This window comes from Amycolatopsis sp. CA-126428, assembly GCF_002904335.1.
Classification (GTDB): Bacteria; Actinomycetota; Actinomycetes; order Mycobacteriales; family Pseudonocardiaceae; genus Amycolatopsis.
The window spans coordinates 114,152-138,301 of the sequence record NZ_PPHF01000123.1 but is presented as its reverse complement, the minus strand read 5'-3'; the positions used below and the strand labels follow the sequence as shown (position 1 = coordinate 138,301).

General features: G+C 70.9%; 23 protein-coding genes. 9 read left to right on the top strand and 14 right to left on the bottom strand.

Annotated elements, in window-relative coordinates; genetic code table 11:
- Window positions 1-13 precede the first annotated feature (13 nt).
- Window positions 14-544 (top strand): GNAT family N-acetyltransferase, encoded by a 531-nt coding sequence (locus C2L58_RS29920; protein WP_103341013.1) that lies wholly within the window; start codon window positions 14-16, stop codon window positions 542-544.
- 7 nt (window positions 545-551) lie between these two features.
- Here C2L58_RS29920 and C2L58_RS29915 read toward each other — a convergent pair whose 3' ends face one another.
- Window positions 552-1,445, bottom strand: a complete 894-nt coding sequence (locus tag C2L58_RS29915; protein ID WP_103341012.1) for an SDR family oxidoreductase — start codon at window positions 1,443-1,445, stop codon at window positions 552-554.
- Between the two features lie 106 nt (window positions 1,446-1,551).
- Between C2L58_RS29915 and C2L58_RS29910 the strand changes: the two genes are divergently transcribed.
- Window positions 1,552-2,139, top strand: coding sequence for a TetR family transcriptional regulator (locus C2L58_RS29910; protein WP_103341011.1), 588 nt, complete (start codon window positions 1,552-1,554; stop codon window positions 2,137-2,139).
- Window positions 2,140-2,187: 48 nt separating this feature from the next.
- Here C2L58_RS29910 and C2L58_RS29905 read toward each other — a convergent pair whose 3' ends face one another.
- Window positions 2,188-3,921, bottom strand: a complete 1,734-nt coding sequence (locus tag C2L58_RS29905; RefSeq protein ID WP_103341010.1) for a glycerol-3-phosphate dehydrogenase/oxidase — start codon at window positions 3,919-3,921, stop codon at window positions 2,188-2,190.
- A 270-nt stretch (window positions 3,922-4,191) separates the two neighbouring features.
- Between C2L58_RS29905 and C2L58_RS29900 the strand changes: the two genes are divergently transcribed.
- Both C2L58_RS29900 and glpK read left to right on the top strand, forming a co-directional pair.
- Window positions 4,192-4,941 (top strand): MIP/aquaporin family protein, encoded by a 750-nt coding sequence (locus C2L58_RS29900; RefSeq protein ID WP_199191506.1) that lies wholly within the window; start codon window positions 4,192-4,194, stop codon window positions 4,939-4,941.
- A 32-nt stretch (window positions 4,942-4,973) separates the two neighbouring features.
- A complete protein-coding gene (glpK, locus tag C2L58_RS29895) occupies window positions 4,974-6,488 on the top strand; it encodes a glycerol kinase GlpK (protein WP_103341009.1) in 1,515 nt (504 codons plus the stop codon).
- 66 nt (window positions 6,489-6,554) lie between these two features.
- On the opposite strand, the gene C2L58_RS29890 is transcribed toward glpK, so the two are convergent.
- The 5 genes from C2L58_RS29890 to C2L58_RS29870 all read right to left on the bottom strand — a co-directional run bounded on the left by C2L58_RS29890 (window position 6,555) and on the right by C2L58_RS29870 (window position 10,749).
- Window positions 6,555-7,358: a VOC family protein gene (locus tag C2L58_RS29890; RefSeq protein WP_103341008.1), complete on the bottom strand. Its 804-nt coding sequence runs from the start codon at window positions 7,356-7,358 to the stop codon at window positions 6,555-6,557.
- An 80-nt stretch (window positions 7,359-7,438) separates the two neighbouring features.
- Complete coding sequence (locus tag C2L58_RS29885) at window positions 7,439-8,092, bottom strand: class F sortase (protein ID WP_103341007.1); 654 nt, start codon at window positions 8,090-8,092, stop codon at window positions 7,439-7,441.
- Window positions 8,093-8,167: 75 nt separating this feature from the next.
- Window positions 8,168-8,686, bottom strand: coding sequence for a hypothetical protein (locus tag C2L58_RS29880; RefSeq protein ID WP_103341094.1), 519 nt, complete (start codon window positions 8,684-8,686; stop codon window positions 8,168-8,170).
- Between the two features lie 128 nt (window positions 8,687-8,814).
- Window positions 8,815-9,276, bottom strand: a complete 462-nt coding sequence (locus C2L58_RS29875; RefSeq protein WP_103341006.1) for a hypothetical protein — start codon at window positions 9,274-9,276, stop codon at window positions 8,815-8,817.
- A gap of 72 nt (window positions 9,277-9,348) precedes the next feature.
- Window positions 9,349-10,749: an NAD(P)H-quinone dehydrogenase gene (locus tag C2L58_RS29870; RefSeq protein WP_103341005.1), complete on the bottom strand. Its 1,401-nt coding sequence runs from the start codon at window positions 10,747-10,749 to the stop codon at window positions 9,349-9,351.
- A gap of 126 nt (window positions 10,750-10,875) precedes the next feature.
- On the opposite strand from C2L58_RS29870, the gene C2L58_RS29865 reads away from it, so the two are divergent.
- Window positions 10,876-11,328: a gamma-glutamylcyclotransferase gene (locus C2L58_RS29865; protein WP_199191505.1), complete on the top strand. Its 453-nt coding sequence runs from the start codon at window positions 10,876-10,878 to the stop codon at window positions 11,326-11,328.
- A gap of 60 nt (window positions 11,329-11,388) precedes the next feature.
- Here C2L58_RS29865 and C2L58_RS29860 read toward each other — a convergent pair whose 3' ends face one another.
- The 6 genes from C2L58_RS29860 to C2L58_RS29835 form a co-directional block, all read right to left on the bottom strand.
- Window positions 11,389-12,162, bottom strand: a complete 774-nt coding sequence (locus tag C2L58_RS29860) for a DUF559 domain-containing protein (RefSeq protein ID WP_103341003.1) — start codon at window positions 12,160-12,162, stop codon at window positions 11,389-11,391.
- Window positions 12,163-12,471: 309 nt separating this feature from the next.
- Complete coding sequence (locus C2L58_RS29855) at window positions 12,472-13,773, bottom strand: amidohydrolase (RefSeq protein WP_103341002.1); 1,302 nt, start codon at window positions 13,771-13,773, stop codon at window positions 12,472-12,474.
- A 197-nt stretch (window positions 13,774-13,970) separates the two neighbouring features.
- Window positions 13,971-14,273: a hypothetical protein gene (locus C2L58_RS29850; protein WP_103341001.1), complete on the bottom strand. Its 303-nt coding sequence runs from the start codon at window positions 14,271-14,273 to the stop codon at window positions 13,971-13,973.
- Between the two features lie 49 nt (window positions 14,274-14,322).
- Window positions 14,323-15,306 carry a methylmalonyl Co-A mutase-associated GTPase MeaB gene (meaB, locus tag C2L58_RS29845; protein ID WP_103341000.1) on the bottom strand — a complete coding sequence of 328 codons (984 nt, stop codon included), beginning with the start codon at window positions 15,304-15,306 and terminating at the stop codon, window positions 14,323-14,325.
- A 3-nt stretch (window positions 15,307-15,309) separates the two neighbouring features.
- Window positions 15,310-17,478, bottom strand: a complete 2,169-nt coding sequence (scpA, locus tag C2L58_RS29840; protein WP_103340999.1) for a methylmalonyl-CoA mutase — start codon at window positions 17,476-17,478, stop codon at window positions 15,310-15,312.
- Window positions 17,475-19,325 carry a methylmalonyl-CoA mutase family protein gene (locus tag C2L58_RS29835; RefSeq protein WP_199191504.1) on the bottom strand — a complete coding sequence of 617 codons (1,851 nt, stop codon included), beginning with the start codon at window positions 19,323-19,325 and terminating at the stop codon, window positions 17,475-17,477. The genes scpA and C2L58_RS29835 overlap by 4 nt, the downstream gene beginning before the upstream one ends.
- Before the next feature lie 123 nt (window positions 19,326-19,448).
- Between C2L58_RS29835 and C2L58_RS29830 the strand changes: the two genes are divergently transcribed.
- Window positions 19,449-21,188 (top strand): serine/threonine-protein kinase, encoded by a 1,740-nt coding sequence (locus C2L58_RS29830; protein ID WP_103340997.1) that lies wholly within the window; start codon window positions 19,449-19,451, stop codon window positions 21,186-21,188.
- On the opposite strand, the gene C2L58_RS29825 is transcribed toward C2L58_RS29830, so the two are convergent.
- Window positions 21,185-21,811, bottom strand: a complete 627-nt coding sequence (locus C2L58_RS29825; RefSeq protein WP_103340996.1) for a MerR family transcriptional regulator — start codon at window positions 21,809-21,811, stop codon at window positions 21,185-21,187. The two genes, C2L58_RS29830 and C2L58_RS29825, sit on opposite strands and share 4 nt — an antisense overlap.
- A gap of 113 nt (window positions 21,812-21,924) precedes the next feature.
- Between C2L58_RS29825 and C2L58_RS29820 the strand changes: the two genes are divergently transcribed.
- Genes C2L58_RS29820 through C2L58_RS29810 form a run of 3 tightly spaced genes read left to right on the top strand, consistent with a single transcriptional unit; the run spans window position 21,925 to window position 24,076 of the window.
- Window positions 21,925-22,884: a hypothetical protein gene (locus C2L58_RS29820; protein WP_103340995.1), complete on the top strand. Its 960-nt coding sequence runs from the start codon at window positions 21,925-21,927 to the stop codon at window positions 22,882-22,884.
- Window positions 22,881-23,300: an ABA4-like family protein gene (locus C2L58_RS29815; RefSeq protein ID WP_103340994.1), complete on the top strand. Its 420-nt coding sequence runs from the start codon at window positions 22,881-22,883 to the stop codon at window positions 23,298-23,300. Before C2L58_RS29820 ends, C2L58_RS29815 begins: the two co-directional genes overlap by 4 nt.
- Window positions 23,297-24,076, top strand: a complete 780-nt coding sequence (locus C2L58_RS29810) for a purine-nucleoside phosphorylase (protein ID WP_103340993.1) — start codon at window positions 23,297-23,299, stop codon at window positions 24,074-24,076. The genes C2L58_RS29815 and C2L58_RS29810 overlap by 4 nt, the downstream gene beginning before the upstream one ends.
- Window positions 24,077-24,150: the final 74 nt, after the last annotated feature.

Below are 24,150 nucleotides of genomic sequence, written 5' to 3'. Positions count from 1 at the left end.
TAGGCTGGGTGGAGTGGAACCGGTGGAGATCAACGCGGGCACGTACTACCTGCGCCAGCTGCGCGCCGATCGCCACATCGACGACCGCCCGTTGTTGATGGAGGCGTTCGCCGATCCGACGCACCGCAAGTACGTGCTGAACTACCGGCTGCGCACGCTGGACGAGGCCACCGAGTACGTGACCCTGCGCGCGGCCCAGTGGGCCGGCGACGAGCGCTGTTCCTGGGCGATCGCGGAGCCGACGTCGGGCCGGCTCCTGGGCGAAGTGGGGTTGCGCGAGCTGAACCTGGACGCCTCCTACGCGGAGGCGACGGTCTGGGTCCACCCGGCGGAGCGGGGCAAGGGAATCGCGACGACGGCGTTGAACGCGGCGCTGCGGTTCGGCTTCGGCGGGTTGGGGCTGACCGAGGTGAGTTACCGGTACGAGGAGAGCAACGCTCCCTCGGCGATCGTGGCGGAACGCTGCGGGTTCACGCTGGTCGGCCCGGAGGCGGAGCGGGCGCCGACGGGCGAGCGCCTGATCCGCTGGCACCGGACGTCCTGACCGGCGTCTATACCGAGTACGCCCCCGCGGCGAGGTCGTCGACGAGAGTCGGCCCGCCGGGGGTCCAGCCGAGCAGTTTCTGCGTAGCCGTGCTGGTCGCGGCCAGGTCCATGCCGAAGAAGGCGCCGATCCAGCCGAAGTGGGCGGGAACGTCGTCGGCGGGGATCGAGGCGACGGGCAGGTCGAACGCGCGGCCGATCGCCTCGGCGATTTCGCGGGTCGGCACGCCTTCTTCGGCGACGGCGTGCAGGCGGGTGCCGGCCGGTGCGTGCTCGAGGCCGAGGGTGACCATCCGGGCGGCGTCGGTGCGGTGCACGGCGGCCCAGCGGTGGGTGCCGTCGCCGGGGTAGCCGGAGACGCCCTTCTCGCGGGCGATCGCGGCGAGGATGGCGATGAACCCGTGGTCGCCGGTGCCGTGGACGGTCGGCGCGAAGCGCAGGCTCACGCTGCGCACCCCCTGGTCGACGAACTCGAGCGCCAGGTTCTCGCTCCCGCCTCGCGGCGAGTCGGCGCCGTGGAACGGGGAGGCGTCGTCCTCGGTGGCGGGCCGGCCCTGGACCATTGCGGCGATGCCGGAGGCGAGCAGGAACGGGCGGCCGGTGCCCGCGAGCGTGTCGCCGATGGCCTGGACGGCGGCGCGCTCGGCCGTGCTCGAGACGGCCGGGTTGACGAAGTCGTGCTTGTTCGCGAGGTGGATGACGGCGTCGGCGTCCTTGGCGCCGGCGCGGAGGCCGTCCAGGTCGTCCAGGTCACCGCGGCGAACGTGGGCGCCCTTCGCCGCCACCGCGGCGGCGGACGCGTCGGACCTGGCCACCCCGGTGACTTCGTGGCCCGCGCCGAGCAGGTCGGTGACGACGGCCGAGCCGATCCAGCCGGATGCTCCGGTGACGAAAACGTGCATGAGTGCTCTCCTCCGACGGCTCCGCGAGGGGGCGAAGCTAGTGACGTCAGCCACAGACATCACCGTACCCTTCAAGTCAGCCGCTGTCATCACTACACTCGACGGTATGGTGCGCTGGGAACCGGGAGCTGCCGAGCGGCTTCAGAAAGCCGCTCTCGAGCTGTTCGCCACGCGCGGGTTCGAGCAGACGACCGCCACGGAGATCGCCGAGTCCGTCGGCCTGACCGAGCGCACCTTCTTCCGCCACTTCAGCGACAAGCGCGAGGTCCTCTTCCACGGGCAGCAGCTGCTGGCGGACGCGTTCCTCGCCGGCGTCGACGCGGCGCCACCGGAGGCGTCCCCGATCGAGGTCGTCGCCTCCGCGCTGCAGTCCGCGGCGTCCTTCTTCCCGGCCGAGCGCCGCGCCCACTCCCGGCTCCGGCAATCGATCATCGACCAGAACCCGGCCCTGCAGGAACGCGAGCGGCACAAGCTCGCCAGCGTCGCCACCACGGTCGCCGGCGCCCTGCGCAGCCGAGGCGTCGACGAGGTGGCCGCGACCCTGGCCGCCGAGTCGGGCGCCACCGTGTTCGCGATCGCCTTCACCCAGTGGATCCGCGAGGACGAGCAGCGGTCACTCGCCGGCATCGCCGCGGAGGTGCTCCGCGAACTGCTGAGCTTGACCGCGACGGCGTCGGCGAAGATCCCGCAATGACGGAGTTCTCTCGCGGGATCACCCCGGTGGGCGACCCCGCGCGAGACCTCAGCTGACCGGCTCCACGATGCCCGCCCGGGCCTCCGGGGCCGCTGACCGCAACGCGTCCGCCGCCTCGTCGCTCGGCTGGGACTGGGACTTGCGCTCCGCCTCCACCCGGGCCCGGTAGACCTCGATTTCGTGCTTCACCGTTTCGGGCGACCAGCCCAGGACGTCGCCCACCATGGCCGCCACCTGCTCGGCGCAGTCCACGCCCCGGTGCGCGTACTCGATCGAGATGCGCGTCCGGCGGGCCAGGACGTCCTCCAGGTGCAGCGCCCCCTCGTGCGAAGCCGCGTACACGACTTCGACGCCCAGGTAGTCCGGGGCGTGCTCGATCGGCTTCAGCAGCTCCGGGCGGCCCTCCGCCGAGGCCAGGACCTCGTGGACCAGCGAGCCGTAGCGGTCCAGGAGGTGCCTCACCCGGTAGGGGTGCAGGCCGTGCTCCGCCGCCAGGTGATCGGCCTGGTTGACCAGCGCGTGGTAGCCGTCCGCACCGATCAGGGGGACCTTGTCCGTGATCGAGGGCTGGGACCGGCCCGGCAGGTCCACCGCCGCCGCGTCGACCGCGTCCGCCGCCATCACCCGGTACGTCGTGTACTTGCCGCCCGCGATCGCCACCAGGCCCGGCGCCACCCTCGCCACCGCGTGCTCACGCGAAAGCTTCGACGTCTCTTCGCTCTCCCCCGCCAGCAGCGGGCGAAGGCCCGCGTACACGCCTTCGATGTCGTCGTGGGTCAGCGGAGTCGCCAGGACCGTGTTGACGTGCTCGAGGAGGTAGTCGATGTCGTGCTTCGTCGCCGCCGGGTGGGCCAGGTCGAGCTCCCAGTCGGTGTCCGTCGTCCCGATGATCCAGTGGTTGCGCCACGGGATGACGAACAGCACCGACTTCTCGGTGCGCAGGATCATCCCCGATTCCGAGACGATCCGGTCGCGCGGGACGACGATGTGCACGCCCTTGCTCGCGCGCACCCTGAACCGGCCGCGGCCGCCCGACAGGCGCTGCAGCTCGTCGGTCCAGACGCCGGTGCAGTTGATCACCGCGGCCGCCGAAATCTCCGTCTCGCGGCCGTCCTCGACGTCGCGCACGCGCACGCCCGACACCCGGTCGGCTTCGCGCAGGAACCCGACGACCTGGGTCGACGTCCGCACGACCGCGCCGTAGTGCGCCGCCGTCCGCGCCACGGTCATCGTGTGGCGGGCGTCGTCGGCCTGCGCGTCGTAGTAGCGGATCCCGCCGATCAGGGCCGACCGCTTGAGCGCCGGCACCATCCGCAGCGCGCCCGCGCGGGTCAGGTGCTTCTGCCCCGGGACGCTGCGGGCGCCCCCCATCGTGTCGTACATCAGCAGGCCCGCCGCGGTGTACGGCCGTTCCCAGACGCGGTGCGTCAGCGGGTACAGGAAGCTGACCGGCTTCACCAGGTGGGGCGCGATGGTCGTCAGCATCAGCTCGCGCTCGCGCAGCGCCTCCCGGACCAGCCCGAATTCGAGCTGCTCGAGGTACCGCAGGCCGCCGTGGAAGAGCTTGCTCGACCGGCTCGACGTCCCGGACGCGAGGTCGCGGGCCTCGACGAGCGCGACGCGCAGGCCGCGCGTCGCGGCGTCCAGCGCCGTGCCCGCCCCGACCACGCCGCCGCCGATCACGACGACGTCGAACGTCTCCTTGCCGAGCCGCTGCCAAGTCTCTTCCCGCTTGACCGGGCCCAGTCGAGCCGGGTTCGTCTCCGCTGCGTGCTGGGCCACGTGACATTCCTCCTCGTGCCGGCGAGGCTTCCAGCATCGCACGACCCGGTGATCATCCGCCCGTCCACGGATGACACTTGTGGCGTAACCCTCCGCTGCTGGACCGCGATCTTGCCGGCGATCTTGACCTCGATCTTGAAAAGATTCGGCTGCCCGGTGCTTGGAAGTAGCTTCTACGCCCCGGTAACGTCGCGCGGACGTGGGTCGGCAACGGTGCCGTGGCACGCCGTGATCGACCCTGCGCAGAGTGTCCAGTGTGGAGGTGCAGCGGTGAGTGCAGGGGCAATAATCGTCTGGGAACTACTGGGAACGGCGGCCCTGATCCTGCTCGGCAACGGCGTGGTGGCCAACCACGTCCTGCGCAAGAACAACGGTCACAACGCGGGTTTCCTGTTCATCAACTTCGGCTGGGCGTTCGCGGTCTTCACCGGCGCCAGCATCGCCGCGCCCAGTGGCGCGCACTTGAACCCGGCGGTGACCCTCGGGCTCGCCATCGCCGACAAGACCCCGTGGGCCAACGTCCCCTTCTACTTCATCGGCCAGTTCGCCGGCGCCATCATCGGCGCCATGCTCTGCTGGGCCACCTACAAGCTGCAGTTCGACGACCACCCCGAGCCCGAGAACACCCTCGGCATCTTCTCCACCGCCCCGCAGATCCCGAACACCGTGTGGAACCTCGTCACCGAGGTCATCGGCACCTTCGTGCTGGTCGCGTGGATCCTGCTCAGCCCGACCTACACCGCCGCCGACGGCGGGACGCCGACCTTCGGCAACTCCGCGCTGGGCTACGCGGGTGTCTCGTTCGTCGTCCTCGTCATCGGTACCTCCCTCGGTGGCCCGACGGGGTACGCCATCAACCCGGCGCGTGACCTCGGCCCCCGGATCGCGTATGCGTTCCTGATGCCGATCCGGAACAAGGCGAACGCCAACTGGGGCTACTCGTGGATCCCCGTCGTCGGCCCGCTGGCCGGCGGCGCCCTCGCCGCACTCCTCTACCTCGTCGTCCACAACCTGACCTGATCGCCCGAGCGACGCCAATTCCGGGAGCACACATGACTTCGTACGTAGCCGCGATCGACCAGGGCACCACCTCCACCCGGTGCATGATCTTCAACCACGAGGGCCGGGTCGTCTCGGTCGACCAGCGCGAGCACGAGCAGATCTTCCCCAAGGCCGGTTGGGTCGAGCACAACGCGGAAGAGATCTGGGAGAACACCCGCCGGGTCGCCGCGGGCGCACTGGCCAAGGCCGACCTGACCGCCAAGGACATCGCCGCCGTCGGCATCACCAACCAGCGCGAAACCGCGCTCGTCTGGGACAAGACCACCGGCCGGCCGGTGTACAACGCGATCGTCTGGCAGGACACCCGCACCGACAGGATCGTCACCGAGCTCGGCAACCTCGGCGGCGGCCAGGAGCGCTACCGCGACAAGGTCGGCCTCCCGCTCGCGACCTACTTCTCCGGACCCAAGATCAAGTGGATCCTGGACAACGTCGAGGGCGCGCGCGAGAAGGCCGAGGCCGGTGACCTGATCTTCGGCAACATGGACACCTGGGTGCTGTGGAACATGACCGGCGGGACCGACGGCGGCGTGCACGTCACCGACCCGACCAACGCCTCCCGCACCATGCTGATGGACCTCGACACCCTGCAGTGGGACACCGAGATCGCCGGCGAGATGGGCATCCCCCTTTCGATGCTGCCGGAGATCCGCTCCTCGTCCGAGGAGTACGGCAAGGTCCGCGAGAAGGGCGCGCTGGCCGGCGTCCCGATCGCGGGCATCCTGGGCGACCAGCAGGCCGCGACGTTCGGCCAGGCCTGCCTCTCGCCCGGCGAGGCCAAGAACACCTACGGCACCGGCAACTTCATGCTGCTCAACACCGGCACCGAGAAGGTGATGTCGCAGAACGGGCTGCTCACCACGGTCTGCTACAAGATCGGCTCGAACGACACGATCTACGCGCTGGAAGGCTCCATCGCCGTCACCGGTTCGCTGGTGCAGTGGCTGCGCGACAACCTCGGCATGATCGCGACCGCGGCCGAGATCGAGGAGCACGCGCGCAGCGTCGAGGACAACGGCGGCGCGTACTTCGTCCCGGCGTTCTCGGGTCTGTTCGCTCCTTACTGGCGATCCGACGCTCGCGGCGCGATCGTCGGGCTCACCCGGTTCGTCAACAAGGGCCACCTCGCCCGCGCGGTGCTGGAGGCGACCGCCTTCCAGTCGCGCGAGGTCATCGACGCGATGAACGCCGACTCCGGAGTTCCGCTGAAGTCGCTCAAGGTCGACGGCGGCATGGTCGTCAACGAGCTGCTCATGCAGTTCCAGGCCGACATCCTCGGCGTGCCGGTGATCCGCCCGGTGGTCAACGAGACCACCGCCCTGGGTGCCGCGTACGCCGCCGGCCTCGCCGTCGGGTTCTGGAAGTCCGAAGACGACATCCGCACCAACTGGGCCCAGGACAAGCAGTGGGACCCGGGGATGGACGACGCCCGCCGCGAGCGCGAGTACCGCAACTGGAAGAAGGCCGTCACCAAGACCTTCGACTGGGTCACCGAAGAGGACTGAGAGGACTGAGAGGACTGACCGGCGAGGGCCGGGGGTGCCGCCTCACGGCGCTCCCGGCCCGCTCGTTCACACCTCCCAGCCTTCCGGCTCGCCCGACTGCTCGTTCGGGGCGATCACGATGAACGGCACGCCCTGGTCGTCGGTGACCCGCACCTGCCGCCCGTACGGCGAGTCCCACGGTTTCCCGTCGACCGTGCCGCCGAGCTCGGCCACCTTGGCCGCGCTCGCGTCGGCGTCCGCCACCCAGAAGTACGCCGCCCAGTACGACGGCACCTCCGGGGGCACCGAGGCGGGCATCGCGCCGAGGCCGCCGACCGGGCGCCCGTCGATGAGCACCACCGCGTACGTGAAGTCGTCGCCCGAGATGTCCTGGAAGCCGAAGCCGAAGATCTCTTCGTAGAACGGCTTCGCCGCCGGGTAGTCCCGGCTCATGCAGTCGTTCCAGGCCAGGGTGCCCGGGGCCGACGTGACCTGCGTGCCGATGTGGTTTCCGGCCTCCCAGAGGCCGAAGACCGCGCCCGCCGGATCGGCCGCGACGGCCATCCGGCCCTCCTTCATCACCTCCATCACCGGCACGACGATCTGCCCGCCCGCCTCGGTGATGGCCGCGGCCGTCCGGTCCACATCGGACACCGCGAGGTAGGTCGTCCAGGCCGCGGGGATGTCCTGGCCCGGTGGGGTCTGGCCGATGCCGGCGACCGGGCGCCCCCGCAGCTCCGCCATGCCGTAGAAGCCGGTCTCCTCACCGCCCCGATGCACGTCCCAGCCGAACAGGCTGCTGTAGAAGGCGATCGCCTTCGCCTGGTCGGGCACCATCAGGTCCACCCAGCCGGGCGTACCGTCGGGCCATCTTTCGTCCCGGAACACCATGCCGACTCCCAACCCTCGTCTGTGCCGCCGCTGGTGACGACCGGGACAGTCTGGCACCGGGCACCGACAAAAACCGAAAATCAGGCCTGGACCAGGCGGGCGTAGACGACGATGTTGTCGACGTAGTTGTGCGCGTTCCGGTCGAAGACGCCACCGCAGGTGATCAGCCGCAGCTCGGGACCGGCCGTGTCGTCGTAGACGCCTTCGCCCTCGAAGTCCTTCTTCGGCACCTGGTGCACCTTCGTCACCTCGAACACCACCGTGGTGCCGTCCTTGCGGGCGATCGAGACCCGGTCGCCGGGCGCCAGCTCCTTGAGCCGGAAGAAGATGCCCTTCTGGTGGTTGCCGTCGACGTGGCCGAGGACGACGGCCGGGCCGGTCTCGCCCGGCGTCGGCGCGTAGGTGTACCAGCCGGCCTGCAGCGGCGTGGTCACCGGCGGCACCTCGACGGTGTTGTCGGGGTTGAGGCCGAGCGGGACCAGCGACGAGTGCGCACCGATCTTCGGGATGTCGAGCGAGACGGGCTCGGACCTGGGCAGCGCCGCGGCGGCGTCCTCGCTGCGCGCCTGGGGCGCCGGGACGACCGCGACCGGCTGGGCGGGCGGCGGCTGCTGCTGCGCGGTGTCCGGGCCGTCGCCGCCGAGGGTCAGCGCCAGCACCACCAGCGCGGCGAGCAACGCCACGATGAAGGCGATCAGGAAGCCGCGGCGGCCGCCCGTGGTTCTCGTGCTCATGCTCTCCCCCGTCGCTCGCGCCTTCGCTCGCCGGTCACACGTCCGGGTGACCCGGGCGGTTGAGCCGGGCCGCGGTCAGCGTCGCCAGGACCGCCGGGCGAGGACGAGACCGGTACCGCCGACGGCGAGCACGCCCATGGCGCCCGCGGCGGCGAGGGGCCCGTGATCGGCCGGTCCGCCGCCGGTCTGCGGCGCCCCCGACGGTACCTTCGCCACCTGACGGCGGTCACCCAGGACGGTGAACTTCGTGGTCAGCTGGACATCACCGCACGAGAACGACACCTGGTAGACGCCGGGCTTCGCGGGCTGCACGGTTGCCGACGCGGCCGCGGCGGGCGCCTTGGCCGGGTCGTTCTGCGGGCCGACTCGCCGGAGCGCGCCGATCGTCAGGACCGGTGAGGCGAGGTCGCGCGTGCTCGCGGCTTCGCAGCCGAGCCGGATCTCCACCTTCGCGCCCGGGCGGGCCGCGGTCGGCATGACGCGGAAGTAGGCCTTCGGGTTCCCGGCGTGCTCGGCAGGCGTGGCGGCGAAGGCCGCCGGAGCCGAAAACAGCAATCCACCGGAAACCGCGGCGACGACCAGGACCTTTTTCATTTCCATCCCCTTTTCCCTCCCCCGGGAGTTCTGTTTCGAAAGACGCTCTACCTGCGGAGAGGTTGCCTCGGACAGAAAAAACCACCCCGGAGCGCGGCTCCAGGGTGGCCGTGGGCGTTTTCGGGAAATCAGCCGGCCATGCTGCCGTCGCCCGCCTTCGCGGCGCCGGACGGCACCTTCGCGACCTGCGAGGCCGGCACCGTGAACTGCGTGGTGTAGGTCTGGCCGCCGCAGGCCACGGTCAGCGGGTAGCTCCCCGCCGCGGTACCGGGCTTCAGTTCGACGTCGGCGCTGATGTTCGCGTCGGCACCCATGAACGGGCCGGGCGTGTAGTTGGCGAAGGTCAGCACCGGCGAGGAGAACTTCGGCGAAGGGCCTTCGCACTTCGCCAGTGCGACGTTCGGCGCGTCACGGACGTACTTGTTCACCAGCGTCTGGTTGATCGCGGTGTTCACGTTGAGCTGAACCGAGCCGGCCGGGGCGCTCGGCGCCGGGCTCGTACTCGGGCCGGTGCTCTGCGCCATCACCGACCCCGTCAGCATCGTCGCCCCGATCACCGCTGCCGCAACGAAAACCACCGTCTTGCGCACGTTCGCACCCTTCGCGTCCTTCAGTCTTACCACCGACAAGACGCGACGGGTGCGCCCGGGTTGCGTGCCGGCTCAGTCGAGATCGTCGTGGCGCATGAGCTGGCGCCCGGCCTCGGTGATCGAGCCCGAGAGCGACGGGTACACCGAAAATGTCAGGGCCAGGTGGTCCACTGTGAGCTGGTTCTGGACGGCGAGCGCGATGGGAAGGATGAGCTCGCTCGCCTGCGGCGCCACGACGACACCACCGACGACCACGCCGGTGGCGGGGCGGCAGAACAGCTTCACGAAGCCTCGGCGGAGGCCCTCCATCTTCGCGCGCGCGTTGGTGGCCAGGGGCAGCATGATGGTGCGCGCGGGCACCTCGCCGGAGTCGATCGCCTGCTGGCTGATGCCGACGGTGGCGATCTCCGGGTGGGTGAACACGTTGGCGGCGACGGTCTTGAGCTTGATCGGCGCGACACCTTCACCCAGCGCGTGCCACATCGCGATGCGGCCCTGCATGCTCGCCACCGAGGCGAGCATGAGCACGCCGGTGCAGTCGCCGGCGGCGTAGATCCCGGGAACGGAGGTGCGCGAAACGCGGTCGACGGTGATGAACCCGCCGGGGCCGGGCGAGATGCCGACCTTGTCAAGGCCGATGTCCTTGGTGTTGGGGACCGAACCGACGGTCATCAGCGCGTGGCTGGCTTCGATCACGCGACCGTCGGCGAGGTGGATCTCGACGCCCTTTTCGGTGCGCTCGACGCGGTCGGCGCGCGCCTGCTTCGCGACGGTCGTGCCGCGCTGCGAAAAGACCTCCTCGAGCACCGCGGCGGCGTCGGCGTCTTCGTGCGGGAGGACGCGGTCCCGGCTGGAGACGACGGTGACCTTGACGCCCATCTCGGTGTAGGCGGACGCGAACTCGGCGCCGGTGACGCCCGAGCCGATCACGGCGAGGTGCTCCGGCAGCTCCTGGAGCTCGTAGAGCTGGCGCCAGTCGAGGATGCGCTCGCCGTCCGGCACGGCGCCGGGCAGCACGCGCGGGGTGGCGCCGGTGGCGATGAGGACGACGTCGGCGGGCAGCTTTTCGGTGCCGTCCTTCGTCGTGACGGCGACCTTGTGCGTCGCCAGGCCGGGCTCTTCGTCGCAGAACCGGGCCTCGCCGGCGATGACGCGGACGCCTTCGCGCTGGACGCGGGCGCGGATGTCGGCGGACTGGGCGAGCGCGAGGCCCTTCACCCGGCCGTGGACGGTCGGGAGGTCGATCCTCGTGTCGGCCATGTCGGTGTTGATGCCGAGCTCGCCGAGGTCGTGCATCTTCGCCAGGGCGCCGGAGCTCGCGATGAACGTCTTCGAAGGGACGCAGTCGTAGAGGACGCAGGCGCCACCCAGGCCGTCCCGCTCGACGATCGTGACGTCGGCCCCGTGCTGGGCTGCGACCAGCGCGGCTTCGTAGCCGGCCGGGCCCCCGCCCATGATCACGATCCTGGTCACCTGGGTCCTCCTAAGGCAGTCCGTGCGGTGCTCTCACCGTACGCGGCGAAGGTGACCGGACACTGAAGTGGGCGAACACGGCGAGTGCGTCCACTCGGGCGAGGAAGGTGTCGCTACGCTGTCGGCGTGCCGTTGTATGCCGCGTACGGATCGAACATGGAGCCCGCCCAGATGCTGGAGCGCGCGCCGCACTCTCCGATGGCCGGCACCGGCTGGCTGGAGGGATGGCGCCTGACCTTCGGCGGCGAGGACTTCGGCTGGGAAGGTGCCCTGGCCACGATCGTCGAGGACCCGGGAGCCCGGGTCTTCGTCGTCCTCTACGACGTGACCCCGCTGGACGAGGACGGGCTCGACCGCTGGGAAGGCGGCGAGCTGGGGATCCACTCGAAGATCCGCCTCCGCGTCCAGACGATGGACGGCTCGGTCCTGGCCTGGCTCTACGTCCTGGACGCCTACGAAGGCGGCCTGCCTTCGGCCCGCTACCTGGGCGTCCTGGCCGACGCCGCCGAGGCGGCCGGCGCCCCAGCCGACTACGTCGACGACCTCCGAACCCGCCCCTGCTCCGGCATAACCGGCTAACCCGTGTCGACCTCCTGATCACGCGTGTCGACCCTCCAATCACGCGTGTCGACCTTCTGATCACGCAGCGCGGCCGGATCGCCGAGCGAAGGCATCCCGCAGCTCGGTCAGCAGGCGGCTCGGTTCCCGAAGGTCGGCTGCTGCGGCTCGAATGGTGATCCAGCCACGGGCGGCCATCCGCTCGTCGCGTTCGAGGTCGTACTCGTGCCGTTCCTCGTGAGCCGCGAACCCGTCGTACTCGAGCGCGATCTGCCTGCTGGGCCACGCCATGTCGAAGACATAGAGCTTCCGGCCGTCGATGGTGGTCATCTGGTACTGGGGCTCGGGCACCGGAAGACCCGCTTCGACGACGATCAGCCGAAGCACACTTTCGGGAGGGGATTCCGCCTTGCCCGTGGCGAGGTCCAGGAGCATCAGGGCCCTGTGGATACCTCGCCGGTCCCGGCGCTCGGAAAGCCGGTCACGCACGTTTTCGCGGAGTTTCGCTCGGTGGTCCGGTGGCAGTCCTCGCATGGCTTCGTCGACCGCCGGAAAGGCCGCCCGCTTGTCCCCATCGCAGAGGAAGTCAGCCAGAGCGCGGTCAAGGAGGAACGTGGCGAGACCGTCGATTTCGATCACGTCCTGATCGCGGAAGCCACCCTGGTGCACCACCAGACCAGCGCGCGATCGGATGCGCCGCGAATAAGGCACCATCACGTGGATCTCGCGCTCGTCAGCCGCCGAAATACCATGCAGCGCAAGGGAAGTCACGCCAGCCAGCGCAACCGGAGACCCAACGGCAAGCAGCGCGGCCGCAGCCCTCGTCGGCAGCTTCAGCAGGTCGGTGGCGTGCACGACGACACCTCGCCACGGCTGCGAAAGCACCCCTCGGCCGAGCCCTTCGAGGACTTTGCGCCGACCTAAAAGCCTGTCGGCGTCGCCGCGCGAGAGCACTCCATGTCGTCTTGCCCACTCGGTCACAAGATCGAGGATGAGGCCCTCACGGGCCAGGATGAAAGGACCTCATCCTCGATCTGTGGATAACTACCCGCCTGTGGATAACTTGTGTACAACCGTCCGTGCGTGAACGGTCGACACGCGTGATCAGAGGGTCGACACGCGTGATCAGAGGGTCGACACGCGTGATTGAGGGGACGACACGGGTTAGGCGAGGGTGGTTAGGGCGGTGTGGACCAGGGTTCGGACTCCGCAGAGGAGGGCTCGCTCGTCGAGGACGAACGTGGGGCGGTGGATGTCCGATTGGGGGGCCGGGGGGCCGGGCCAGACGCCTAGGCGGGCGAAGGCTCCCTGGACGTGCTCCAGGTACCAGCCGAAGTCCTCGCCGCCCGAGGACTGCTCCGTGGGGGCCACCGCGCCCTCGCCGAGGGCCGCTTCGGTGCCCGCGCGCATCAGGGCCGTCGACTCGGGGTCCGAGACCACCGGCGGGACGCCGCGGCGGTAGTCCAGGTGGAAGCCGACGCCGGTCGGGGCCAGCAGGGACTCCACCGACGATGCCACCAGCGGCTCCAGGGCCGTCCAGACCTCGTGGTCCGCCGTGCGCAGCGTGCCGCGCAGGACGCCGTCCTGCGGGACCGCGTTGGCCGCCTGGCCCGCGTGGACCGCTCCCCAGACCAGGACCGTGCCCGACCGCGGGTCGACGCGACGGGAGAGCACCGCAGGCAGGGAGGTGATCACCGTGCCCAACGCGTGCACCAGGTCGGCCGTCAGGTGCGGCCGGGACGTGTGGCCGCCCGGCGACGTCAGGCGCAGCTCGATCAGGTCGGCGGCCGACGTCAGGGCGCCGACGCGCATCCCGACGGAACCCACCTCGAGCCGCGGGTCGACGTGCAGGCCGTAGATGCGCTCGACGCCGTCCAGCGCGCCCGCCGCGATCATGTCCAGCGCGCCGCCGGGCATGACCTCCTCGGCCGGCTGGAAGATCAGCCGCACCCGGCCGGGCAGCTCCGGCGCCCCGGCCAGGGCGCGGGCCGCGCCGAGCAGGATCGCCGTGTGGGCGTCGTGGCCGCACATGTGGGCCGCGCCCTCGGTCGTCGACGCGTACGGCAGGCCTGTCGCCTCCGTCAGCGGCAGCGCGTCCATGTCCGCGCGCAGCGCCACGCACCGCTCACCGCTGCCGATGTCGCACACGACACCGGTGCCGCCCGGCAGCACCCACGGCTTGAGCCCGACCGACCGCAGCAGCGTGACGACCAGTTCCGTGGTCGCGAACTCGTGCCGCGACAGCTCCGGGTGCGCGTGGATGTGCCGTCGCCAGGCGATCAGGTCGGTCGCGTTGGCACGCAGCCAGCCGTCCAGCCAGAACGGGCCGCGGCCCGCACCAAGGTCCTCCACAGGAGCCATGCTTACGCCGGCTTCGGAAATCAGCGCTTCGGACCCCTCCATGGGGTTGATGATGCGCCCTTGGGGGTCGCCTGGAACGTCCGGTCGTGAATCCAACACCGTCACGCCGCACCTCCTCCCGCAACACGGGTAACCCGCGCAGCGGCTGGGGTCACGCTTCGTGCCGATCGATCTGTCGTACGCATTTGCAGACGATCGTGCACCATGCAGGCGGCAAGCCGCGCCTTGAAAACAGCCGTCCTAGACGGCCGGTACCGGATCTGCGTTGAACGGTGTGCACTAGTTCGGCAAAGCCGAAAACCTCAGGACCCCTTGGCCCGCTTCGAACGGATCTTGCGCCCCCAGATCACGATGCCGAGCAGGACCACCGCGAGCAGGCCCGCGATCAGCTTGTTCTTGGTCTTCTCCGTGTTGGCCTTGTCCGTCTGGGCCGGGTCGAGGACCGGGCCCGGGGGCTGCGTCTGCACCGGGACCAGCCCCGCGGACGCGTGCGCCACGCTCATCGTGACGGCGGCCGGACGCACCGGCTCGGCCAGCGCCGGCGACGCGGTGAACAGCACCGCTCCCAGCAGCCCGACCAGGACCAGACCCCGCAGTTTCGCCATGTCATCCTTCCGCCGCGACCAGGCATTCTGCCCACGGACCGCCCGCACGTCAGCCACCGAACGCGTCGAGGATCCGCTGTGCACCGAGGGTAGCCGTCAGTTCACCGTCCCGCACCGCCCGTTCGACGTCGGGAACGACCGTTCGCACCTCCGGATGCGCCGCCAGCCGACCCAGCAGCTGTTCGCGCACCATCGCCCACGTCCAGTCCACCTGCTGCTGCCGCCGCCGGGCGTCGAGTTCACCGGACGCGGTGAGCGTGTCGCGGTGCTGTTCGATCGCGCCCCAGACCTCGTCGAGACGCAGGCTGTGCAGGCCACTGCAGGTCAGCACCGGGGGCGTCCACGACGCTTCGGGCCCGTAGATCATCCGCAGCGCGCCCGCCAGCTCCCGCGCGGCGCGCCGGGCGTCCCGCTCGTGGTCGCCGTCGGCCTTGTTGACGGCGATGACGTCGGCGAGCTCCAGGACGCCCTTCTTGATGCCCTGGAGCTGGTCACCGGTGCGGGCCAGGGTGAGGAACAGGAAGCAGTCGACCATGTTCGCCACGGTCACCTCGGACTGCCCGACGCCGACCGTCTCGACCAGCACGATGTCGTAGCCGGCCGCCTCCATCAGCACGATCGTCTCGCGGGTCGCCCGCGCGACGCCGCCGAGCGTCCCGGACGTCGGCGACGGCCGGATGAACGCCCGCGGATCGACCGCCAGCCGCGCCATCCGGGTCTTGTCGCCGAGGATGGACCCGCCGGTCCGCGTCGACGACGGGTCGACGGCCAGCACGGCGACCCGGTGCCCGGCCGCGGTCAGGTCGGTGCCCAGCTGGTCGATGAATGTCGACTTGCCGACTCCGGGGACGCCGGTGATCCCGACGCGCTGAGCGCCGCCGGCCGACGGCAGCAGCTCGACCAGCAGCTCCTGCGCCAGCGCCCGGTGGTCCTCCCGCTGCGACTCGACCAGCGTGATCGCCTTCGACAGCGTCCCGCGGTCCCCCGCCAGCACGCCCTTGGCGTAGGCGGTGACGTCGATCTTGCGCGGCAAGGGTCAGGACTCCTGCGCGGTCAGCTGGCCGAGCAGGTCGATGGCCGCGTCCGCGAGCACCGTGCCGGGCCCGAAGATCGCCGCCGCCCCGGCCTCGCGCAGCGCCGGGTAGTCCTGGGGCGGGATGACGCCGCCGACGACGACCATGATGTCCTCGCGGCCCAGCTCGGCGAGCTCGTGGCGCAGCGCGGGCACCAGCGAGAGGTGCCCGGCGGCCAGTGACGAGACGCCGACGACGTGCACGTCCGCCTCGATCGCCTGGCGGGCGACCTCGGCCGGGGTGGAGAACAGCGGGCCGACGTCGACGTCGAAGCCGAGGTCGGCGAAGCCGGTGGCGATCACCTTCTGGCCGCGGTCGTGGCCGTCCTGGCCCATCTTCGCGACGAGGATCCGGGGCCGCCGGCCCTCCTCCGCGGCGAACTCGTCGACCAGCTGACGGGCCTTCTCGACGTTCTGCGTCTTCCCCACCTCCTCGCGATACACGCCCGAGATGGTCCGGATCTGGCCGGAGTGCCGGCCCCAGATCTTCTCGAGCGCGTCGGAGATCTCGCCGACAGTCGCCTTCGCGCGGGCCGCGTCGATGGCCAGTTCCAGCAGGTTGCCGCCGTTCCCGGCGCCCTCGGTCAGCCGTCGCAACGCGTCCTCGGTCGCCGCGGAGTCGCGTTCGGAGCGCAGCCGCCGCAGCTTCTCCAGCTGCTGCGTCCGGACGCCGGCATTGTCCACTTTGAGCACTTCGATGTCTTCGTCGCTCGTCACCTGGTACTTGTTGACGCCGATCACCGGCTGCCGGCCGGAGTCGATGCGCGCCTGGGTGCGCGCGGCGGCCTCTTCGATGCGCAGCTTGGGGATGCCCGCGTCGATCGCCTTGGCCATGCCGCCGGCCTGCTCGACCTCGCTGATGTGGCCCCACGCCTTGCGCGCGAGGTCGTAGGTCAGTTTCTCGACGAAGGCACTGCCGCCCCACGGGTCGATCACGCGCGTCGTGCCGGACTCCTGCTGCAGCAGCAGCTGGGTGTTGCGGGCGATCCGCGCGGAGAAGTCCGTCGGCAGCGCGAGGGCCTCGTCGAGGGCGTTCGTGTGCAGCGACTGCGTGTGCCCCTGGGTCGCGGCCATCGCCTCGACGCACGTCCGGACGACGTTGTTGTAGACGTCCTGCGCGGTCAGCGACCAGCCCGACGTCTGGGAGTGCGTGCGCAGCGACAACGACTTCGACGACGAAGGGTTGAAGCCCTTCACCAGCTTCGCCCACAGGAGACGCGCCGCGCGCAGCTTCGCGACCTCCATGAAGAAGTTCATGCCGATCGCCCAGAAGAACGACAGCCGCGGCGCGAACTTGTCGACGCTCAGCCCCGCGTCGACGCCCGAGCGGATGTACTCGACGCCGTCGGCGAGCGTGTACGCCAGCTCCAAGTCGGCCGTCGCGCCGGCTTCCTGCATGTGGTAGCCGGAGATGGAGATCGAGTTGTACTTCGGCATGTGCTGCGAAGTGAAGGAGAAGATGTCGGAGATGATCCGCATCGACGGCTGCGGCGGGTAGATGTAGGTGTTGCGGACCATGAACTCCTTGAGGATGTCGTTCTGGATGGTCCCCGCGAGCTGCTCGGGTTTGACGCCCTGCTCCTCGGCCGCGACGACGTACAGGGCGAGCACCGGCAGCACGGCGCCGTTCATCGTCATCGACACCGACATCTTGTCGAGCGGGATGCCGTCGAAGAGCTGGCGCATGTCGTAGATGGAGTCGATCGCGACGCCCGCCATGCCGACGTCACCGGAGACGCGCGGGTGGTCGGAGTCGTAGCCGCGGTGGGTGGCCAGGTCGAAGGCGACCGAGAGGCCCTTCTGCCCGGCGGCGAGGTTGCGCCGGTAGAAGGCGTTGGACTCCTCGGCGGTGGAGAACCCGGCGTACTGGCGGATGGTCCACGGCTGGTTGACATACATCGTCGGGTACGGCCCGCGCAGGAAGGGCGCGATACCCGGGTACGTGCCGAGGAAGTCCACATCGGACAGGTCGGCGGCGGTGTAGACGGGCTTGACGCCGATGCCTTCGGGCGTTTCCCAGGCCAGGGCGTCCGGGCCCTTGCCGGTGGCGCTCTCCACGGCGCGCGCCCACGCGTCGCGGTCGCCCGGGGACGGCGTGCCGAGGTCGATCGAGGTGAAGTCGGGGATGCTCATCGGGAAACTCCCAGCAGGGCGTGGAGGCTGGTCAGGACATCGAGCGCATCGCACCCGGCGAACACGTACCGCGTGATGTCACCGTAGGCATCGTTCGGCTTACCGGCGAGGAAGACCGCCTTCGCGCCGATCTTGTGCAAGGTCTCGGCCCAGCTCGCGGCCTCGTCGGCGTACGCGGCATCGGTGCCGCAGATGCAGGCGACCCCCGACCCGGCATCGACGAATTCGCAGGCGTAGTCGGCGTCCGGGCCGATGTTGACGACCTCGATGCCGCCGGCCTGGAACAGGTTGGTCGCGAACTGCACCCGGGCGGTGTGCTGGGCGACCGTGCCCAGCGGCACGAGGAAGACGTGCGGCCGCTTGCCGTGCTCGGCGAGGTACGCGTCCGAAGCGTCCCGCAGGGCCTCGAAGCCTTCGGCGTACCGGTGCCGCGGCAGCCCACCTTCCACAGTGGACTCCACCGGCGTGCGGACCACCGGCTTCTCGGCCAGGTTCGGGAACTCGCTGACGCCGGTGAGCGGGTCGCGCCGGGTGGCGATCCGCTTCGAGCGCTTCTCCCACGTCGAAGCCAGCCGCCCGGCCAGCGCACCGGAGGCCAGCGAAGCCACCAGGCCGCCCTCGCCTTCGATGGCGGTGAACTCGGCCCAGGCCGCGTGCGCGAGGTCGTCGGTGAGCTTCTCGACGTACCAGGAGCCGCCCGCCGGGTCGGCCACGCCGGCCAGCTTGGCCTCCTCCAGCAGCACGGCGTGGGTGTTGCGCGCGATCCGCGCGGAGAACGCGTCGGGACGGCCGATCGCCGCGTCGAACGGCAGCACGGTGACCGCGTCCGCGCCGCCGGCGCCCGCGCCGAAGCAGGCGACGGTCGTGCGCAGCATGTTCACCCAGGGATCGCGCCTGGTCAGCATGGCCGGCGACGTCACGGCGTGCTGGCGCATGGGCGAGGTGAAGCCGCAGACCTCGGCCACGCGCGCCCACAGGCGGCGGGCCGCGCGCAGCTTCGCGATGGTGGAGAACTGGTCGGCGGTCGCGGCGAGCCGGAACTCCAGCTGCCCGGCGGCGGCTTCGACGGCCAGCCCGGCGTCGGTCAGCGCCCGCAGGTAGGTGACGCCGGCGGCGACGAGCGCGCCCAGCTCCTGCGCGTCCGACCCGCCGGCCTCGTGGAACGGCAGGCCGTCGGCGACGATCGTCCGCACTTTCGGGTACTTCCCGGCGACACGCGCGGCGAGCGCGGCGGCCGGTTCGAGCGCCACGGCGGAGCCGGAGCGGGCCGCCAGCCCGATCGGGTCGGCGCCCAGCACGGCGGTGGCCTCGCTCGCCGGGATCTCGCGCTCGCCGAACAGCGCCAGCAGCTCCGAAGCCGCGGCTTCGTACTCGGGACCGGAGTCCAGCACGACGGGCGCCAGGTCGAGGTACACCTCGTTCAGGGCGTCGGCGAGGGACGCGGGGGGCACCGACAGCCAGATCGACGTCACGCCGCCTTCGAGGTCGGCGAGGATCGCCCGGTTGACCGCGCGGGCGTCGTCGCCGGTGAACCGGGCCCGGACGTCCCAGCCGGTGGCGACCCGGCCGTCGGGGCGCGAACCGCGCACGTAGGGCGGCAGGCCGGGGAAGCCGCTGTCGCCGGGGACGTCCTCGGCCGTGTACAGCGGCTGGATCTCGATCCCGTCGTAGGTCCGCGTGACGAGCTTGCTCTCCGGGGCACCCGCGAAGTCCTCCGGCAGCTTCCCGCTCTTGCGCAGCACACCGGCGACCAGCTCCTGCCACTGCTCGCGCGTCGCCTGCGGAAACTCGGCCGCGAGGTCGAGCTCGGAGATCGGCGCTGATTCCGGACCGGCCACTTCAGTCATAACCAGTAAGGGTAGAGGCACGGGCCGCGTCCGACCTGTGACTCTAGTCGCGCCCCTAGGAGGCCGGCGGTGAGCCGCGTACGACACAATCAGGAGGTGCCCCCCTCCAGCGAAGAGACACGAGTGGTCGCCGGTCGTTACCGGCTGCGTTCGGTGCTCGGCTCCGGGTCGATGGGCACCGTCTGGTCGGCGTACGACGAGTTCCTGCACCGGCAGGTGGCCGTCAAGGAGATGAAGGTGCCGCCGGGCATCCCGGCGGCGCAGGCGGACGAGCTGAGGGAGCGCACGCTGCGCGAGGCGCGCGCGATCGCGGTCCTCTCCCACCCCAACGTGATCATCCTGCACGACGTCGCCCGCGAGGACGACCAGCCGTTCGTGGTGATGGAGCTGCTGCCCTCGCGCAGCCTGGCGCACATCCTGCGCGACCACGGGCCGCTGACCGTCGGGCAGGCCGCCGCGGTCGGCATCGCCGTGGCGTCCGCGCTGGAGGCCGCGCACTCGGCCGGGATCACCCACCGCGACGTCAAGCCGGGCAACGTCCTGGTGGCCAGCGACGGCCGGATCAAGCTGACCGACTTCGGCATCGCCCGCAACGTCTCCGAGGCGACCATGACCCGCACCGGGATCATGCTCGGCTCGCCCGCCTACATCGCGCCGGAAGTGGCCTCCGGCGGCGCCGTCACGCCGGCCGCGGACCTGTGGGGCCTCGGCGCGACGCTGTTCGCCGCGGTCGAGGGCGCGCCGCCGTACGACGCCGACGGCGATCCGCTGGAGACCGTCGGCAAGGTCGTCAACGGGAAGGTGCCGAAGCCGAAGGCCGGCCCGCTCGCCGACGTCATCAGCGCCCTCATGACGAAGGAGCCGGCCCGGCGGATCACGCTGCGGGACGTCCGGCACCGGCTGTACCCGCTGCAGACGAAGACGCCCCTCGACCTGTTCGGGCCCGAGCTGTTCCACACCCCGGACGGCAAGAAGACGTCCGCGCAGCCGGACGCGACCGACACGCAGGTGATCAAGACCGTCCTGCCCGAGAAGGCCAAGGCGGAGAAGAAGGCCGAGGCGTCGAGCAGCGAACTCGCCGCCGACCCGGGCCCGCTGCCGTTCCTGCGCCCGCCCGCCCCGGCGGCGCCGGCGAGCCCTGCCTCGGGTGCGCCGACGGTGTTCGTCGCGCCGCCACCGCGGCCGGCGCGGCGCAGCTCCACGGCCACCGCCGTGCTCGTCGCGGTGGCGATCCTGCTCTTCCTCCTCGCCGCGGGCGGCGGGTTCGCGCTGGCCAGGACGGTCGGCGGCCAGTCGCTGCTGCCTCCGGCCGCCGCGCCGCGGAACACGTCGAACGGCGTGACCGACGTGCCGCCGCCGACGCTGGTGCAGCAGTCCGGCGACGCGAGCTTCGCGACCGGCAACGGCGGGCAGTTCGGCCTCCAGGTGCCGGAGGGCTGGCAGAAGTTCGTCGCCCCGCACACGACGACGAAGTTCGGCGCGAGCACGGCGGTCCAGTACGTCTCCCCAGACGGCCGCCGGTCGCTGCGCGTGGAACGGCTGGCGAAGTACTTCGCCCAGTACCCCCACGACGACGAGTACATCGCCTGGCTGAAGGGGTCCTACCCGGCCAGCGCGCTCCAGCTCTACGACCCGATGCCGCTGCCGGGCGGCAAGGGTTCGACGCTGACGTACCGCCTCGCCGAGGGCGGCAACCTCCCCGAACGCGACGGGGGCGGCGGCACCCGGGTGACGTTCATGAACCTGGTCCAGGCGAACACCAGCCTGTGGATCCTCTCCGTCACCGTGCCGGCGGAACAGGAAAACTCGGGCCGCCAGGACGTCTTCGACCGCGTCGCCCCCACCCTGAGCGTCTCGGACTAGCCGCCGAGGACCTCGCGGGACACCTGTTCCTGGGCGAGGTGGCGCAGGCCGGCGAAGATCCGGTCGCCGAGCACGGTCGCGACCAGCCCGGCCTCGATGATCTTGTCCAGCGAAGCCAGCCCGGCCACCACCTCGACGTCGAGCTCCGCGACGCGCATCGCCAGCTCGGCGTATTCCCCGAGCCGTTCGGTCAGCTTCTCCTGCCCCAGTTCCTTGGCCGTCGCCAGCGCCGCGATGAGGTTGGCCATCGCGCGGTGCTCGGGCGGGTGCGTCTTCCAGCCGCGGCGGCGCATGAGGTCCGCCAGCCGCTCCGACGCCCACTCGGCGGCCTCGTCGGACACCTTGGGCGGGGGCCCGGCCAGCTCCTCCTGGACGACGCCCATCGTCCGGTGCGGGGTCTCGTGGTCGTCGATCGCGCCGAGCACGACGCCGACCGAGGCCAGCGGCAGCCCGCCGACTTCGGTGAGCGCCTTGATCAGCCGCAGCCGCTGGACGTGCGCCGCGGAGTACCGCGCCTGGTTCGGGCTGGTGCGCTCGCCGGGCGGGAGCAGGCCCTCGCGCAGGTAGAACTTGACGGTCGCGACCGGCACCCCGGATTCGGCGCTCAGCTCGGCCATCCGCATGGGTTTCCGCTCCGATCCCGGGGTCCGTCTCGGGGACAACCCTGAAGACTTCTCAGCATGGATAGTTTAACTTCCCAAAACGGAGAGCTTCACTATCCGTTCTGGGAGGAACCATGACCATCCTTGCCGATCTCCGGAGCAGAACGCACACGTGGCACCGGCCGTCCGCGCTCGCGGCCGCCGGGCTGGGGGTGGTGGCCGTGCTGTGCGTGGCCGCCGTGCTCCTCGACCAGCGAACCCTGGCGGGTGCGCCGATCTGGGCGAAGCCGTTCAAGTTCGCGGTCTCCGGCGCGCTCTACTTCGCCACCTGGAGCTGGCTCGTCTCGCTGCTACCGCGGTTCCGGCGCACGGCGTCCTGGCTCACGAACCTCCTGGTGCTGATCTTCGCCGCCGAGTACGTCCTGCTGGTGTTCCAGGCGGCGCGCGGCCACGCGAGCCACTTCAACAACGCGACACCGCAGGACGCCTTGATCTACGACGTCATGGGCAAGATGATCATGGGGCTGTGGGCCGCCACGCTCGTGCTGACGGTCCTGGTGATGTTCACGAAGGTGCCGGACCGGGCGAGCTTCTGGGCGGTCCGGACCGGGGCCGCGCTCTCCCTGGCCGGGATTTCGCTGGGCGTCCTGATGACGAGCCCGACCGCGCGGCAGCTCGCGCAGTGGAAGGCCGGCGGAACGCGGGACATCGTCGGCGCGCACACCGTCGGGCTCGCCGACGGCGGCCCCGGCCTGCCGATCCTCGGCTGGAGCACGGCGGCGGGCGACCTGCGGATCCCGCACTTCGCCGGGATGCACGCCCTGCAGGCGCTGCCGCTGCTCGCCATCGCGCTCCTGGCGCTGGCCTCGCGGTTCCCGCGGCTGCGTGACGACGTCGTCCGCGCCCGGCTCGTCCTGGTCGGCGCGGCCGGGTACGCGGGGCTGCTCGCGCTGCTCACGTGGCAGGCGCTGCGGGCGCAGTCGATCGTGCACCCGGACGCGACGACACTGGGCGCGTTCGCGCTGCTGGTCGCGGCGGTCGGGCTGGGTGCGCTGGCCGTCGTCCGCGCGCCGGGACGGAAGGCGGTTCGATGACCCTGTTCACCTGGGCGTTTCCCCTGGCGGCGCCGTTCTGGGCGCTGATGATCCTGGCCCCGAAGTGGCGGTGGACCGAGCGGATCATGAAGTCGCCGTGGGTGCCGCTGCTGCCGCTGGTGTGCTACTTCGGGCTCGAGCTGCCGCACTTCGGCGAGTGGGGCCGGGCGATGCTGCGGCCCGACCTCGGCGTCCTGCAGACGCTGCTGGCCACGCCGTGGGGCGCCGGGCTCGTCTGGGCGCACCTCATCGCGTTCGACCTGTTCATCGCCCGCTGGATGTACTTCGAGGCGCGGGAGCGGGAGATTTCGCCGTGGCTCGTCAGCCCGATCCTGCTGCTGACGATCTTCCTGTCACCCTTCGGCCTGGTGGTGTTCCTGGTGGTCCGGGCCGTCCGGATACGCTCCCTCGCATGAGTGAACACGAAGCCGCGAGCGCCATCGCCAAGCGCACCGGCGTGGACGCGCACGACATCGCGGTGGTCCTGGGGTCGGGCTGGCGCCCGGCGGCGGACGTCATCGGGGAGTGCGAGACGGAGATCCCGTTCGCCGAGCTGCCCGGTTTCACCACGCCCGGCGCGGTGGGCCACGGCGGCACCATCCGCTCGCTGAAGGTCGGCGGCAAGAACGTCCTGGTGATGCTGGGCCGGACGCACTTCTACGAGGGCAAGGGCATCGACCCGGTGGTGCACAACGTGCGCACCGCGGCGGCGGCCGGCGTCCGGTCGGTGCTGCTGACGAACGCGGCGGGCGGCCTGCGCGAGGGCTTCCACGTGGGGCAGCCGGTGCTGATTTCCGACCACCTGAACCTGACCGCGCGCTCCCCGATCGTCGGCGCGAACTTCGTCGACCTGACGGACCTGTACTCGGCGCGGCTGCGGAAGGTCGCGCGGGAGATCGACCCGTCGCTCGAAGAAGGCGTCTACGCGGGCCTGACCGGGCCGCACTTCGAGACGCCGGCGGAAATCCGGATGCTGCGCACGCTGGGCGCGGACCTGGTCGGCATGTCGACGGTGCTGGAGGCGATCGCCGCCCGCGCGGCCGGCGTCGAGGTCTTCGGCCTGTCCCTGGTGACGAACCTGGCCGCGGGCATGACCGGCGAGCCGCTCAACCACGAAGAGGTCCTGGAAGCCGGCCGCGCGGCCGCGACCAAGATGGGCTCCCTGCTGCGGGAACTGGTCACCCGCGCCTGACCTCGTGTCGTCCCCGCAATCACGCGTGTCGACCCTGCAATCACGCGTGTCGACCGTTCGCGCACCGGAGCGGT